This window comes from Mesorhizobium sp. LSJC285A00 (assembly GCF_000503155.1).
Taxonomy (GTDB): domain Bacteria; phylum Pseudomonadota; class Alphaproteobacteria; order Rhizobiales; family Rhizobiaceae; genus Mesorhizobium.
In genome coordinates this window covers 1-15869 of the sequence record NZ_AYVK01000006.1, presented here as the reverse complement: position 1 = coordinate 15869, position 15869 = coordinate 1, and the positions used below count along the sequence as shown (strand labels likewise).

13 protein-coding genes are annotated in these 15869 nt (G+C 64.7%); 1 reads left to right on the top strand and 12 read right to left on the bottom strand.

The window, feature by feature from the left end:
- Window positions 1–24: 24 nt before the first annotated feature.
- Window positions 25–3450, top strand: coding sequence for an acyl-[ACP]--phospholipid O-acyltransferase (locus X726_RS161095; protein ID WP_023668597.1), 3426 nt, complete (start codon window positions 25–27; stop codon window positions 3448–3450).
- Window positions 3451–3497: 47 nt separating this feature from the next.
- On the opposite strand, the gene X726_RS161100 is transcribed toward X726_RS161095, so the two are convergent.
- The 12 genes from X726_RS161100 to X726_RS161155 all read right to left on the bottom strand — a co-directional run.
- Entirely contained in the window at window positions 3498–4712 is a 1215-nt protein-coding gene (locus tag X726_RS161100) for a hypothetical protein (RefSeq protein WP_023668596.1), read from the bottom strand.
- A 52-nt stretch (window positions 4713–4764) separates the two neighbouring features.
- Window positions 4765–5715, bottom strand: coding sequence for a hypothetical protein (locus X726_RS161105; RefSeq protein WP_031196424.1), 951 nt, complete (start codon window positions 5713–5715; stop codon window positions 4765–4767).
- A 128-nt stretch (window positions 5716–5843) separates the two neighbouring features.
- On the bottom strand, window positions 5844–7625 hold the full coding sequence (locus X726_RS161110) for an ABC transporter ATP-binding protein (protein WP_023668594.1): 1782 nt from the start codon (window positions 7623–7625) through the stop codon (window positions 5844–5846).
- Between the two features lie 187 nt (window positions 7626–7812).
- Window positions 7813–8757 (bottom strand): acetamidase/formamidase family protein, encoded by a 945-nt coding sequence (locus tag X726_RS161115; RefSeq protein ID WP_023668593.1) that lies wholly within the window; start codon window positions 8755–8757, stop codon window positions 7813–7815.
- On the bottom strand, window positions 8747–10390 hold the full coding sequence (locus X726_RS161120) for an ABC transporter substrate-binding protein (RefSeq protein WP_023668592.1): 1644 nt from the start codon (window positions 10388–10390) through the stop codon (window positions 8747–8749). The genes X726_RS161115 and X726_RS161120 overlap by 11 nt, the downstream gene beginning before the upstream one ends.
- 28 nt (window positions 10391–10418) lie before the next feature.
- The gene (locus tag X726_RS161125) at window positions 10419–11339 is read right to left on the bottom strand and encodes an ABC transporter permease (RefSeq protein WP_023668591.1); all 921 of its coding nucleotides are present in this window, start codon (window positions 11337–11339) and stop codon (window positions 10419–10421) included.
- Between the two features lie 13 nt (window positions 11340–11352).
- Entirely contained in the window at window positions 11353–12255 is a 903-nt protein-coding gene (locus X726_RS161130) for an ABC transporter permease (protein ID WP_023668590.1), read from the bottom strand.
- Window positions 12233–12847 (bottom strand): ANTAR domain-containing protein, encoded by a 615-nt coding sequence (locus X726_RS161135; RefSeq protein ID WP_023668589.1) that lies wholly within the window; start codon window positions 12845–12847, stop codon window positions 12233–12235. Before X726_RS161135 ends, X726_RS161130 begins: the two co-directional genes overlap by 23 nt.
- Window positions 12844–13938 (bottom strand): transporter substrate-binding protein, encoded by a 1095-nt coding sequence (locus tag X726_RS161140; protein ID WP_023668588.1) that lies wholly within the window; start codon window positions 13936–13938, stop codon window positions 12844–12846. The genes X726_RS161135 and X726_RS161140 overlap by 4 nt, the downstream gene beginning before the upstream one ends.
- Window positions 13939–14109: 171 nt before the next feature.
- Window positions 14110–15060 (bottom strand): energy transducer TonB, encoded by a 951-nt coding sequence (locus X726_RS161145; protein ID WP_023668587.1) that lies wholly within the window; start codon window positions 15058–15060, stop codon window positions 14110–14112.
- Complete coding sequence (gene exbD, locus X726_RS161150) at window positions 15057–15515, bottom strand: TonB system transport protein ExbD (protein WP_023668586.1); 459 nt, start codon at window positions 15513–15515, stop codon at window positions 15057–15059. The genes X726_RS161145 and exbD overlap by 4 nt, the downstream gene beginning before the upstream one ends.
- A 6-nt stretch (window positions 15516–15521) precedes the next feature.
- Window positions 15522–15869: MotA/TolQ/ExbB proton channel family protein (locus tag X726_RS161155; RefSeq protein WP_023668585.1), on the bottom strand; the 348-nt coding region annotated here is incomplete at its 5' end.

The following is a 15869-nucleotide window of genomic DNA, read 5'->3' as shown; positions in this document are numbered from 1 at the left end:
TCTTGCCCAATGGAAGTCGCCGCTATGGAAATCGCCCCGATCAATCGTCCCACAGCTCATCTGATGACATCCAGGCGCTTTGCGCCCTTGTTCTGGACGCAGTTCCTGTCCGCCTTCAACGATAATTTCCTCAAGAACACGCTGGTGTTCCTTATTCTGTTCACGCTGGCGGCGGACCAGGCGGCATCACTGGTCACCTTGGCGGGCGCCGTCTTCATGGCTCCCTTCCTGCTCTTGTCGGCGCTCGGCGGCGAGCTCGCCGACCGCTTCGACAAGGCACTCATAGCCAAGCGTCTGAAATTCGCCGAGATCGCCGCGGCGGGTGTCTCCGTCGTCGGCATCGCCCTGTCGTCCATTCCCGTGCTGATGACGGCGCTGTTGATGTTCGGCATCATCTCGGCGCTGTTCGGACCGATCAAATACGGAATCCTGCCCGATCACCTCGAACGCAAGGAACTGCCCAAGGCCAACGCCTGGATCGAGTCAGCCACGTTTGCCGCGATTCTCGGCGGCACCATAGCCGGCGGCGTCGTTTCCGCCGATGGTATCGGCGTCGCGGTGTTCGGACCGATCATGATGGCGCTCGCCGTCGGTTGCTGGCTCGTCAGCCGCTATATCCCGTCCACCGGTTCGGCGGCGCCCGACCTTGTCATCGACAAGAACATCTTCCGCTCGACCTGGCGCCAGGTCACCGAATTGCGCACCGACACGCGCATCTGGCGCGCCGGCCTGATGACGTCTTGGTTCTGGCTGATCGGCGCCATCGTGCTCTCGCTCCTGCCGGTCCTGATCAAGGATTCGCTCGGCGGCAACGAAATGGCCGTCACCGTCTACCTCGCCGTGTTCGCCGTCTCGATCGCCATCGGTTCGGCCATCGCCGCCTGGATGTCGCAGGGCCGCATCGTGCTGTTGCCGGCACCGGTCGGCACGGCGCTGCTCGCCCTGTTCGGCCTGCATCTCGCCTGGACCATCTCCGGCATGACGCCGTCGCCCCAGGCGGAAACCCTTGGCGCATTCTTCGCCGGCCCAAACACGATCCGCGTCGCCATCGACCTCGCCGGCATGGCCATTGCAGCCGCTTTCCTGGTGGTGCCGACCTTCGCCGCCGTGCAGGCCTGGTCGCCCGAAGCGCGGCGCGCCCGGGTCGTCGCCGCCGTCAGTATCGTCAATGCCGGTTTCATGACTGGCGGCGGCATCATCATGGCCCTGATCCAGACGAAGGTCTCGACCGGCGGCATCCTGTTCGGCCTCGTCGCGGCCAATGCGATTGCCGCCTGGCTGATGCTGAAATATTTGCCGACGAACCCCTTCCGTGACTTCGTCTCCATCCTGTTCCGCGCTTTCCTGCGCCTCGAAGTCGAGGGTATGGAAAACCTCAAGGCGGCCGGCAAGGCGCCGATCCTGGCGCTCAACCATGTCAGCTTCCTCGACGGTCCGCTCGCCTTGACGCTGACCGATGAGGAGCCGGTCTTCGCCATCGACTACACCATTGCCCAGGCCTGGTGGATGAAGCCGTTCATGAAACTTGCCCGCGCTTTGCCGCTCAACCCGGCCAAGCCGATGTCGACCCGCACGCTGATCAAGATCGTGCAGGGCGGCGATCCGCTGGTGATCTTCCCGGAGGGACGCATCACGGTGACCGGCGGCCTGATGAAGGTCTATGACGGCGCCGCCATGGTTGCCGACAAGACCGGCTCGATGGTTGTGCCGGTGCGCATCGACGGGCTGGAGAAGACCTACTTCTCGCGGTTGAGCTCGCAGCATGTGCGCCGCCGCCTGTTCCCGAAGGTCAAGGTGACCATTCTGGAACCGGTCAAGCTCGAGGTGCCGCAAGAGCTGAAGGGCCGCAAGCGCCGCGCCGCGGCGGGTTCCGCGCTCTACCAGGTGATGTCGGATCTCGTTTTCCGCACCCAGGACATCGACAAGACCGTACTGGAAAAGATCATCGAGACGGCGAACGAACGCGGCATGAATCAGCTCGCAGTTCAGGATCCGGTCACCGGTTCTCTCAGCTACAGCAAGCTGCTCACGGCTGCCGCCGTGCTTGGTGAGAAGTTCCAGAACCTTTATGCCGACCAGCAGACGCTGGGCATCATGCTGCCCAACGCCAACGGCTCTTGCGCGACGCTGCTCGGCGTCATGTCCGCCGGCAAGGTTCCGGCGATGATGAACTTCACCGCAGGTGCTGCCAATATTCTGTCCGCCTGCAAGGCCGCCGAAGTCCGCACCGTGCTGACGTCCCGCGCGTTCGTCGAACAGGCAAAGCTCGGCGCTGTAGTCGAGGAACTCGGTCGCTCGGTCGACATCGTGTGGCTCGACGATCTCAGAAAGACCATCAGTCTCAAGGATAAGCTGCTCGGCTTGCTGCGCAAGTCGACGCCGCGCGCGAAACGCAAGCCCGGCGATGCGGCGGTGATCTTGTTCACCTCGGGTTCGGAAGGCACGCCGAAGGGCGTCGTTCTGAGCCACCGCAACATCCTGGCCAACGCCGCCCAGGCGGCGTCGCGTATCGACTTCCATTCGGGCGACAAGGTGTTCAACGTGCTGCCGATCTTCCACTCCTTCGGCATGACCGCGGGCACGGTGCTGCCGTTGATCTCCGGCGTGCCGGTCTATTTCTACCCCTCGCCGCTGCACTACCGCCTCGTGCCGGAACTGATCTACGGCTCGAACGCGACGATCATCTTCGGCACCGACACCTTCCTCTCCGGCTATGCGCGCACCGCTCACCCCTACGACTTCCGCTCGATACGCTATTGCTTTGCCGGCGCGGAACCGGTCAAGACAGCGACGCGCATGACCTATATGGAGAAGTTCGGCCTACGCATCCTCGAGGGCTACGGCGTCACCGAGACGGCGCCGGTGATCTCCATCAACACGCCGATGTACAATCGCTCCGGAACCGTCGGCAAGATCATGCCCGGCATGGAATACCGCCTCGATCCGGTCCCCGGCGTCGACGAAGGCGGCCGGCTGTTCGTGCGCGGCCCCAATGTCATGGCCGGTTATCTCCGGGCCGAGAAGCCCGGCGTGCTCGAACCGCTGGAGGACGGCTGGCATGATACGGGCGACGTCGTCGCTATCGACGAAGGCGGCTTCATCACCATTCGCGGCCGCGCCAAGCGCTTCGCCAAGATCGGCGGCGAGATGATCTCGCTCGCCGCTGTCGAAGCGCTGGCCGGCGAATTGTGGAAGGGCTCGCTGTCGGCGGTCGCCACGGTGCCCGACGCGCGCAAGGGCGAAAAGCTGATCCTCATCACTGAGGCATCCGGCGCCACACGAGCGGAATTCCTCGCCTACGCCAAGGCCAACGGCGCCATGGACCTGATGGTCCCGGCCGAAGTGCGGGTGGTCTCAAAGGTACCGGTCCTTGGCTCCGGCAAGCTCGACTTCGCCGCCGTGACAAAAATGGTGCGCGACGAAGAGGCCTTGAAGACCAAGGCCGCCTGACCCGGCTACGGCAACGGGCCGACGCAAGAGCCGGCCCGTTCAGATGATCAACCCTTCGCATGCCGCTGCGAGATCAGCATCGCCATGCGCTGGACTGCCCGCAGCTCCATTTCCACGCCCGGCGACGATGCCAGCGCCGGCATGTTGAGCGCCACCACGGTCAACGGCTCGAGCGTCGCCAGCAGCACATGGGTCGCCTCAAATTTCTCGAACAGCCATGCCAGCTGCTCGCGTATATCCTGGTCGACTGGCGCCCCCGGCTGCGTATCGGCGAGCGAGCGCACGGGCTCCTGCTCCAGTGCACGGGCCAGCACCTTCAGGTCGAAGTCGCCGAGGTCCCCTGCCGGCAGGATCAGCGCGCCGTCGACAAGGATATGGCTCTGCAGGCCGCGCAGGAAGCGCGCCGAGTCGGTGAGATCACCCTCGGCCATGTGCTTCAGCAACGAGTCGCGGCGCTTCTCCGCGGTGAGGCTGACGCTGTCATTGTAGATGACTGCCAGCAGCGTCGCCGACAGCACGATCACCACGCCCTGCACACTGCCGCGCCAGCCGAGATCGTCGATGCCGCCCAGCGCCAGCCCGGCGAAAACCGAGCTCAGCGTAATCACGGTAAAGGCGCCGATCGTGTCGCGATGGCCGAGGCTGGCGCGTCCAAGGCCGATCGTCAGCCAGCACAGGAACAGGATGGCGATGCCGCCAAGCCGAACCGGCACTTCGAACAGGCCGGGCCGGTAGTCGGTGACCATGAACGGAATGATCAACAGCAGCGACAGCGCCATGCGCTCGACCGTGCGGTTTTCGGCCGCCGACAGGCTGTCGCGATCGCGCGTCATCACCAGCCAGCCGATGGCGAGAAAACCTCCGAACTGGAAGGCAAGTAGTACCGCCATTCGCCATGGTTCAGCGAAACGTGCCGGGATCGGCGCCAGAAGGAAGAACAGCAGGGCACCGCCGGCGGCGAACAATTTGAGAGCGAACGGCGCGTGCCGGCGCAGCAGGCCTTCGGTCAGCAGCAGTGCGGCCAGCGGCAGCAGACCCGCCGCCGTGATGGTGACGAACCGGAAAAAGGCAAGACCCGTGGTCCAGTCGAGGATGCGGCAGGCAAGCAGCACTGCCAGCACCTTGAGGCCGAATAGAAAGCGCCGCGACAGCGGATCGCCCGTGTCGCGCCCGCCTATGATCGATATCACGACAAGCAGGCCAACCAGCGCCGCTAGCGAGGTGATGGTGTCGGCGACGAGCGTGCCGTCGAGGTTCATCATCGGCCGGCTGCCATCAGCTTGCGGATAAACCGAGACGCCACGAATGAAGCCATCAGCGTGTCCATGGTCTCAGCACATTCCATTGGCGGGTGCTATCGGCCCAGTGAACCACCGGCAGCACCAGCCGCTGCAGCGTGGCGGCCGCGCCGGCCACGGCAAGTGCTGCAAGCGAGCGGCGCGGAACCGTGTCGGCGAGAAAGGTGCGCGCCGACTGGAAGCTCATCTGGCCGATCTGCAGCACATCGTCGCCGCGCCCGTAGTCGAGTTCCTTGCGGCAGAACTCGTTAAAGGTCTCCTCGCGGTGCTTGGCCGTCTCGTCGAAGGTTTTCTTCAGATCGTCCGAGCCGCCCGTATAGGCATTGGTGATGACGAAACGCTCTTCGTCGAAACCCGCTTCGGGGCCGACGCCGAAGACATGGCGGTGCCGCGCCATGATCTGCCGCGCCAGAAGCACATGGGTCAGCGAGCGCCGCGCGCCGGCATGCGGTCCGGGAAACACATTGCTGAACGCCTCCGCGACCATGCCGACGACGGCCGGCACCTGGCTGACGTTGGAGATCCAGATCGGCCTGAACTGGTTGCGCAAAAACATCAGGAAGCAGGTCAGGCCGTAGAGGATCCAGCTGAGACCGCGGCTGCGCTCGTCCGGATCGATCATGACCAGACCGAGGTGCAAGACTTCATAGGGCTTGCCGGCCAGCGAAATCTCCATCAGCGCCAGCGCGTTGAAGGCGATCGGCCGCCCGTCGCTGCGGCGATAGACGATGGTGATGATGGAATGTTCCAGCCGGCTGCGGTCACCGGAAAACACACCGTAGGTCAGGCTGCCGACTTTCAGCGTCTTCGACGCCACCAGCCGCAGATCGCTGCTCAACTGCTCCAGCTCGGCCGCCTTCATCCAGCGCCCGGGCCGCTCCACGACACGCGTCTCGTAGTCGGCGGATACGCGCATGCGCACATCCATGAACCGACCCGGCAGCAGCTGCAGAACCGCCTTGAGCACTATTTTTCCCCGTGGCAAGAACTCCGACCGTATAGTGGCCGCCGTCCACCTAAGACGCGGTAAACCCGAGACGGCAGTTCTTGGTTGTACTCAACAAAGTAAAAGAACAGCTGCCAGCCAGTGCGGGCTCAGCTTTCCGCAGCAACCAGATGGCCGCCGCCGACATCGTTCAGCGCCAGCTTCAGCGGCGCCTCCCCGATCCTGCGGGTGGCGCTCGGGATTTCCTGGTCGAGGCGCGCGAAGCGCGTTCTGCGCTGCGCCGGATCGGGCACCGGCACGGCGTCGATCAGCCGCCTGGTGTAGGGATGGCGCGGGTTGGAAAACACCTGGTCGCGCGTGCCCATCTCGACGATCTGGCCGAGATACATGACGGCAACGCGGTCGGAAATGTTCTCGACCACCGCCATGTCGTGCGAGATGAAGAGATAGGCGACGCCGAATTCGCGCTGCAATTCCTTCAGCAAATCGAGCACACGCGCCTGCACCGAGACGTCGAGCGCGGAGACGCTTTCGTCAGCGATGATCAGTTTTGGTCGTAGCGCCAGCGCTCGGGCGATGCAGACGCGCTGGCGCTGGCCACCGGAGAATTCGTGCGGGTAAAGCTCCATCTGGTCGGCCGACAGGCCGACACGCTCGAACAGCGCCCCCACTCGTTCGCGGCGCTCGTCCTTGGAGGCGATGCCATGAATCACCAGCGGCTCGGCGACGAGCTCGCCGACGCGCATGCGCGGATCGAGCGAAGCGAAGGGATCCTGGAAAATCATCTGGACGTCACGGCGCACCGCCTTGCGCTCGTCGCGGCCAAGACCGGAGAGATTGCGCCCGCCAATGACGATGTCGCCGCTATACGGCGCCAGTCCGGCCAGCGCCTTGGCGGTCGTCGACTTGCCGCAGCCGGATTCGCCGACCAGAGCAAGCGTTTCGTTGGGCGCGATCGAGAAGCTGACGCCCTCGACGGCGTGGACGCGGCGGGTGACCTGGCCAAAGATGCCGCCACGCAGATCGAAGCGGACATGCAGGTCGTTGATCTCGGCGACATTGGCCGGTTTCAAGACGTCAATCGCATCCCTGGATTTCTGTCGACCGACACCACTGCCGATGCGCGGCACGGCAGCCAGCAGTTCGCGCGTATAGTCGGCCTGCGGGCGGGCAAAAATATCCGATGTCGTGCCTTCTTCGACCATGCGGCCGTCGCGCATGACGATGACCCGGTCGGCCATTTCGGCAACCACGCCCATATCGTGGGTGATCAGGATGACGCTGGTGCCATGCTGGCGCTGCAGGTCGCGCAACAGCTCCAGCACTTCGCCTTGCACGGTGACGTCGAGCGCCGTCGTCGGCTCATCGGCGATCAGCACGTCGGGCTCGAGCGCCAGCGCCATGGCGATCATCACCCGCTGGCGCATGCCGCCGGAGAGTTCGTGCGGAAACTGCTTTAGCCGGCTTTCCGCCTCCGAAATGCGCACCGCCTTCAACGCCTCGATCGCGCGCTGGCGGGCTTGCGCCGACGACAGGCTGGTATGCGCTTCGATGGATTCGGTCAGTTGCCGGCCGATCGACAGCACCGGATTGAGCGAGGTCATCGGCTCCTGGAAGATCATGGCGATGCGGTCGCCGCGAATGCGCCGCATCTGGCGTTCGTCGAGGGTTGCTAGGTCGGTGTCGCCCCGATTCCCATCCCGAAGACGGATCATGCCTGACGATATGCGCGCCGCCGGCTGCGGCAAAAGCTGCATGATCGCCAGCGCGGTCATCGACTTGCCGGAGCCGGATTCGCCGGCAATGCAAAGCGTCTCACCGCGCGCCAGCGTCAGCGACAGGTTGGAGACGACATCGCGCTCGCCGTCCTCGCCGCGCACGCTGACGGAGAGGTTGGCGATGGAGAGGACGGGGGTGTCGGCGAGGGTCATTGTGGGTGGAGCCCTGCGACGGATTGGTTCCGTCGCACCATTCGCACAAACCTTGGCGCTGACCCCCACCCGGACGTCCGGTCCGACCTCCCCACAAGGGGGAGGTAGGGCGGCAGCGCTTTACCCTCCCCCTTATGGGGAGGGTCGCTGCGAAGCAGCGGGGTGGGGGTGCAGCGCCGACCTGACATCATTCAAACACGCAACGCGGAAAATAGAACGACACCACCCAGTTCGGCATGTCGACGATCTCGCTGATGCGCAGATCACCACACACCGAGGCCAGCATATAGGCCTCGACCGGATCGATCTGGTAACGCCCAGCGAGCAGATCGACCATCTGCGCCACCGCCTCCTTCGCGCCCGCCATCAGATCCGGCCCAATCCCCGTCGTCACCTCGTAACCCTTGGCGTCGAGATGGCGCGTCACCGGGCCCGGCGTGGTGAAGCGCGGCGTCTTCAGCCTGGCGTCCTTGACAAGGTCGAGCTTGAGCACGACGTCCATCGGGCTCTCGATCGCCGTGCCGCAGACCTCGCCATCGCCTTGTGCGGCGTGCGTATCGCCGACCGAGAACAGCGCGCCGGCCACCTCAACCGGCAGATAGAGCGTCGTGCCGGCAGCGAGATCGCGGATGTCGAGATTGCCGCCGACCCGCCGTGGCGGCACCACCGAGTGAAGCCCCATCTCAGCCGGCGCATTGCCGATGGTGCCGGCGAACGGCTTCAGTGGCACGCGCGCGTTTTTCCCGAACAGCGCCGGTTCGAGCGCGGCTGCATCGTATTTCCAGATGTTCAGCGCCGGTTCCGTGAAGTCATCGGCGAGCAGGCCGAAACCGGGAATGTTCGCCGTCCAACCGAAGCCGGACGGTTTGAACATCTCGATCGTCACCTTGAGCGCGTCACCCGGCTCGGCGCCCTCGACGAAGATCGGCCCGGTCACCGGGTTGACCCCGGCGAAGTCGAGCTTGACGATTTCGGCGACCGTGCTGTCGGCGTTCAGCTGGCCGCCGGCGGCATCGAGGCACTGGAACTCGATGGTCGCGCCGGGCGCCACCCGCTCGGCCGGGACAAAGGAATTGTCCCAGCCGAAATGGTGATGGCGCCCATGGATGGTGTAGTCGCAGCTATTGCACATCTTTTACGTACACATTGTCATAGTTGATCGGGATATGGACCGGGTCGACATAGAGGTTGTCGGCGCCGCCCATTCGGGCGGATTTCATGGTGAAGCGCTGTTCGTTGAAGACCGGCGCCCAGGGCGCGTCGTCCATCACCTTGTCGTAGATGGCGCTCCACATCTTGTCGCGTTCGCCGGCCTTTGCCGGGTCGACCACAGAATCCGCCTCGGCCGCCTTGGCGTCGAGGTCCTTATTGCAGTACCACGACCAGTTCCAGCCGCCCGGCACCGCGCCGGCGCAGCCGAGGATCGGGCCGTAGAAATTCGACGGATCGGGGAAGTCGGCGATCCAGGCCATGCCGCCCGACCAGATCATCGGCGCGCCGGCCTTGTCACCGCCGGCGGCGATGACATTGGCCTGCGCCAGCGACTGGATGCTGGCCTTGATGCCGATGGCCGCCAGGTCCTGCTGGATCGCCTGGGCAATGCGCGGGTTGGGATCGGTGTTCATGGCGAACAGCTGCGTGTCGAAACCATCGGGATGACCGGCCTCGGCCAGCAGCGCCTTGGCCTTGGCTACGTCATAGGGATAACCTTTGTATTCCTTGTCGTAGCCCGGCATCGACGGCGGCAGCGGCTGGTTGGCCGGCACGGCGCGGCCGTTGATGATCTGGATGATGCGCGCCTTGTTGAGCGCCATGTTGACGGCCTGACGCACCTTCACATTGTCGAACGGCGCCATGGTAGTGTTCATGGTGACGTAGCCGGTGTGCAGCTGACCGCCTTCCACGACGCGCGCCTTCTGCTCGGGATCGGCCATCACCTCCTGGAATTTTGCCGGCGGAATGCCGTCGCCGGGCACATCGATCTCGCCCTTCTGCAAGCGCAGCAGCGCCACGATCGGTTCCTGGCCGATCTCGAAGGTGATCTTGTCGAGATGCGGCAGGCCCTTGTGCCAGTAATCCGCATTGCGCTCGAAGACGATGCGTTGGCCGAGTGTCCACTCGGCGAGCTTGAAGGCGCCGGTGCCCACCGGATGCTTGCCGAAATCGGCGCCATATTTCTCGACCTCTTCCTTCGGCACGACATGGGCGAAATTGATGGCCATGACATGCAGGAAGGTGGCGTCGGGCCGGGTCAGCTCGAACTTCACCGTGTAGGGATCGACGACGGTGACGCCGGAAAGGCCTTCGGCCTTGCCGGCAGCGACATCGTCATAGCCCTTGATCGAGCCGAAGAAGCCGGCGCCGGGGCTCTGCGTCTTCGGATTGGTGACGCGGTCGAGCGAATATTTCACGTCGTCGGCCGTCATCTCGCGGCCATTGTGGAATTTCACGCCATGGCGCAGCTTGAAGGTAAAGGTCTGGCCGTCGGGCGAAATCTCGTAGCTTTCTGCCAGATCGGGTTTCAGGTTGGTGGTGCCTGGCTCGTAATCCATCAGCCCATCGAACAGGCTCTTGATCATCGACCAGTTCTGCCAGTCATAGCCGATCGCCGGATCGAGGGTCGCAACATCGTCCTTGTAGGTGATGGTGATGGCGCCGCCTTGCTTGGCGTTGGGATCGACCGTGTCTTCGGCGCGGACGCTTGTCATGCCGAGCATGAGGGCCAAGGCGGATGCCGCGACTGTGGATGCGAGAAACTTTTTCATTGTTGTGTTCCCTTTCTCTGTTTCATTTTCATCTGAGCTTGATGCGGGGATCGATGAACGGCGCGATGATGTCGGCGAGCAGATTGCCGAGCACGATGGCGAAGGCCGACACCAGCGTGACGCCCATGATGATCGGAATGTCGACGCGCTGGATCGCCTGCCACGCCAGCTGACCGATGCCGGGCCAGCCGAACACGCTTTCGACGACGACGATGCCGCCCATGAAGATGCCGATGTCGATGCCGATCATGGCGATGACCGGCAGGATGGCATTCGGCAGTGCGTGGCGGAATATGATGGCGCTGCGCGCCAGGCCCTTGGCCCGCGCCGTGCGGACATAATCCTGGCGCAGGACGTCTATCATCGACGAGCGCATCATGCGCGCATACCAGCCGGCGCCGAGTACGCCCATGGTCAACGACGGCAGCACCAGATGGCGCCATGTGCCGTAGCCGCCGATCGGAAACCAGCTTAGCCGCACGGCAAAGACGTAGAGCAGCAATAAGCCGACGACGAATTGCGGCGCCGAGACGCCGACGAAGGAGGCCACCATCAGGGTCTGGTCGGTGGCGGAGCCGCGCTTGACGGCGGCGATCAGCCCCATGCTTAGACCGATCAGCAACTCGCACAATATGGCGCCCACCATCAAAAGCAGGCTGGCCGGCAGCCGCGAGACGATGAGCTCGGTAACCTCCGAGCGCTGGATGTAGGAGCGGCCGAGATCGCCGCTGATTAGCTTCGTCAGGTAGTGCCAATACTGGACGACGAAAGGCTGGTCCAGGCCGAGCTGCTGGCGGATGTTTTCCACGGTCTGCGGCGTAGCACTGCGGCCGGCGATCTGCCGCACCGGGTCGGCCGGCAAGAGGTAGAGCAGCGCAAAAGTGATCAGCGAGACGCCAAGCAGGATGAGCAGCGACTGGATCAGCCGGCGGCCGAGATAGGCGATCATGACCGGCCCCCCATTATTCCCGGCCCCTTTGCGTCGGATCGAGGATGTCGCGCAGCGCGTCGCCGATCAGATTGAAGGCCAGCGCCAACGCCAGGATTGCGGCGCCGGGGAAGAACACCAGCCAGGGCGCGGCCTGGAAATAGGTCTGGTTCTCGAAAATGATGTTGCCCCACGACGCCGTCGGCGGCTGCACGCCGATGCCGAGGAAGGAAAGCGTCGCCTCCAGCAGTACCGTGGTGGAGATGCCGAGCGTGCCCCAGACGATGATGGTGGGCAGGAGATGCGGCAGGATGTGGCGAAACAGGATGCGCGGCGCACTCGCCCCGATGCTGCGCTCGGCATCGATGAACTCGCGTTCGGCCAGCGACGATGTCTCGGTGTAGATGACACGCGCCGTCTGCACCCAGTTGACCAGCGCGATGACCATGGCGACGATCCACAGGCTGGGCTGAAACACTGCCGCCAGGCAGATGGCGAGCAGCAGCGCCGGGAACGCCATCATCAGATCGGTGAAGCGCATCAGCGCGCTGCCGATCCAGCCGCGGAAATAGCCTGCGGTGACGCCCACCAAAGTGCCGATCAAAAGCGCCACGCCATTGGCGACGATGCCGATGATCAGCGAGGTGCGGGCGCCGTAGAGGATGCGGGTCAAGAGGTCACGTCCGAGCAGGTCGGTGCCGAGCCAGTACTGGGCGCTGGGCGGCAGCGGCGAGCCCTCGATGGTCAGGCCGTCGAACATCTGCTCGTTGGGGTCATAGCCGGTCAGCCGGGGCGCCAGCACAGCGCCGGCAAGGACAATGGCGACGATGACCAGGCCGAGCAGCGCGAGGCGGCGTTTCACCAGCCGGCGCCAGACACCGGCGCGCGGTTTTGCCGGCATGCGCACCGGTAGATCAGGCGCGATGGGACTGGTCATCGCCGCCTTCTTCCCCCGTCGCTTCCTCGCTTGTCATTGCCACGATCCGACGCGCGGCATCCTCGACGCTGATCTGCCAGCTCATCGCCAGCGAACGCAGCTGCGCATAGGCGCGCTCGTCGTCGCTGCCTTTCGACAAGGCCGTCACCGCGCGCACGATGGTCTGGCGCTCGGCGACGCGCTGGCGCAGCGACGCTATCTCGCCGGCTAAATGTTTTCGGGCCTCGAAACTCTGTCTCGCGATCAACAGAGCGCTGTAGACGCCGGCATTGCCGACCGGCTTCAGCAGCTGCGCATCGGCCTTGTGCGACAGCGCCCATTCGATACGCCCCGGCGCCTCGGAACCGATCAGCGCCACCAGCGGCATCGGCGCCTCGCCCGGCTTCCACGGGAATTGCTCGTCGAAACCGAGATCGGCATCGAAGAAGACGAAATCGGCGGCGAGAGCTTCCGGCGGCAATTCCGGCCAGCAGTCGATCGTAGCCAGGCCGATGGCCGACAATTGCCTGGTGATTGCCTGCACCGTCGGATGCGGGCGATGCAGGATGAAAGCCCGCGCGCCGCCGAGATTGGGGATGCGCGTCCGGGTCATGACACCACTCTCAGACGCGGACGGCCGAACGTGTTGGCGGGGTCGTAGCGCGACAGATATGGATCCGGCGCGACCTCATCCTCCTGGCTGACGACCTCGAAGAAGCCATCGGCGATCCGGCCGATGATCACCGGCAGCGTCGCGTGCTGGGAGTGGGCGTCGATGGCGATCGGCCCGAGCCGGGTGGAGAAGCGCCGCTCGGCGAAGGCTTTGGAAAATTCCGCCGGGCCGGCATCAGTGTCGCGCGACAGCACGTCGGCCATCACCTGCACCGAGGCATAGGCGGAGGCCTCGAAGGACGAAGCGAAGGCAGCCGGCCGGGGCGCGAAATAGGGCCCGACCGACAGATGCCCTTTCCCTGTATCGCCGATCGCCGGCAACTCGCCTTCGGTGAGGTTGCAGGAGATGACGGGGCAGTTTTCCGGCCTGAATGCCGCATCCTCATCGCCCAGCTCGCGGTAAGCCGCCAGGAAGGCGTAGGATGAGGTGCCGATCAGATTGTTGAGGATGAAGCTCGGCCTCGTCGCCCGGATTTCCGCGATCAGCCGCGACACGTCGGTCTCGCCGATGCGCAGATAGCGCTCGCCCAGCACTTTGCCGCCGGCATCCGCGATCAGGTCGCGCGCCACGCGGTTCATCTCCCAGCCCCAAATGTAGTTCGAGCCGAGCAGGAAGCCGTTGGCGCCGAAACGCGGCACGACATGCGCCATCAGCGGAACCAGATGCTGGTTGGGGCAGGCGTGCATGTAGACGACATGCTCGTTGGCCTCGAACCCTTCATAGGGGCAGGCATACCAGAGCATGCCGCCGGCCTTCTCCAGCACCGGGATGGTTTCCTTGCGGCTCCACGAGGTGACGCAACCGACGACATGGCGCGCGCTGCTGGTCCTGAAAATGTCCTCGCACAAAGTCGCGTAGCGATCGGCATTACTTTGCGGATCGCGCTCTACCGGAACCAGTTCGATGCCATAGCTCCGATCGGCATTGATGTCGGCGATGGCGCGCATGGCGCCCATCCGGCACGCATCGGAGACCAGCTGGTAGCTGCCCGAGCGGGAATACAGGATGCCGATCTCGATACGCCGTTTCAAACCGATCCTCAGAAATGACAATGCCCCGCAGCCAGCGCCGGAGGGCGAGGCATACGAGGCATGTTTGCCGCCCGGCGACCAAGGCCGGTATTTTGCGCTAGCGTATTCGGTCCGGCGGGTCAGTCAAGCGGGAAAGTACGTGGTCATGGGATCGGCCTTGTCCGGCTGCTTCTAGTTCCGCAGCGTGAACATCAAAGGCGCCACGACAGCCGTACCGGCCTTCTCAGGCGGTGGCGCGGGCACCGTCGCACCCTGCAGAATGCCGAGCGCGGCGCGATCGAGATCGGCGTCCCCCGAAGATCGTGTCAGCCGGACGGAGGTCACCTTGCCCGAAGCGCTGACGACGAAGGTCACATTTGCGGTACCCACGGCGCGCCGCGACCTTGCCGCGCTCGGGTAGCGCTTGTGGCGATTGATCCATCCGATCAGCTGGGAGTTCCATTTGCTTGCACTGACTGATGATCCTCTCGATTGCGAAGCCTTCGGCGCCGACGCCTTCGCCGCTGCCTTTTGATCGACACTGGCGGTCACGACCGCTTTCGCCGGCGCGGCCTTTTCCTTCTTCTCTTTCGGTTTCGGCTTGGGTTTTTCGGCAGCCTTCTTCGCCTTCTCGATCGGCTTGGTCTCCGCCGGCGTGGTCTCCGCCGGCTTGGTCTGGGGCGGCGGAATGACCACATCCGGCGCTATGGTCGGGACGATGTCGGGCACCACCTCCTCCAGCGGCGGCGATTGATCGGGCTGCTCGGCCGCTGCCGTCTCGATCGGAGCGGCGGGTTGAACCGCTTCCGTCTTCTCGGCGACCGGCTCCGGCTGACCGGGCTCGGGCTCTACGACGGGCTTCAGTTCGGCAACCGCCTCCTCGATCTGGTTCGGCGGCTCGGGCGTCACCACGTCGGCCATCGAGTCCTCCTGCACCGCCGGCGCCACCATCATCGGCGACAGCTCGATAGCCACAGCCGGCGGCGGGCCGCCATCGGCCATGTTGGCCAGGCTGAAGCTCTGGACGGCATAGACGATCGCGACATGCGCGCCGACAATGACAATGGCCGCAGCCGCCCACAAGCCAATTTCGCGCACGCCGGCGCGCGGCGCCGCGGGGGCGGCGGCGGCCAGTTGCGTCACGGGGCGGCGCCCGGGTGCGCCGCGGATGCGTCCGCCGGCACCGTCTCCAGCCCCACCAGCGCGATCTTCAGATAACCGGCGCCGCGCAGCAGGTTCATCACCTCCATCAGCTCGCCATAACCGACCGCCTTGTCGGCACGCAGGAAGATGCGCATCTGCTTGTCGCCCTTGGTTCTGCCGTCGAGCACGGAGGCAAAAGCCTGGCGCGGCACGCTGTCATTGCCGATCGCCAGCGTCAGATCGTCCTTCAACGTCAGGAACAGCGGCGTTTCCGGCCGCGGCGCCGGTGTCGCCGTCGAACCCGGCAGATCGACATTGACGTCGACTGTCGCCAAGGGGGCAGCGACCATGAAGATGATCAGCAGCACCAGGATGACGTCGATGAACGGGGTGACATTGATCTCGTGGTTTTCTTCGAGATCGCCATCGATAGCCTCGCGAATTCTAGCCGCCATGGCCCATCACTCCGCCGCCAGCGCGGGCGCCTGCGGCACCGTGCGGAAATCGAGATCGCGGCTGACCAGCCGTTCGACCCCGGCCGAGGCATCGGCAAGAATCTGCCGGTAGCCCGCTATCGACCTTGCAAAGAGGTTGTAGATGACCACTGCGGGAATGGCCGCGACCAGGCCCATCGCCGTGGCGAGCAGCGCCTCGGCGATGCCGGGCGCGACGACCGCGAGGTTGGTGGTCTGCGCCTGCGAGATGCCGATGAAGGCGTTCATGATGCCCCAGACGGTGCCGAACAAGCCCACGAAGGGCGCCGTCGAGCCGATCGTCGCCAGCACGCCGGTGCCGCGCGACACGCGCCG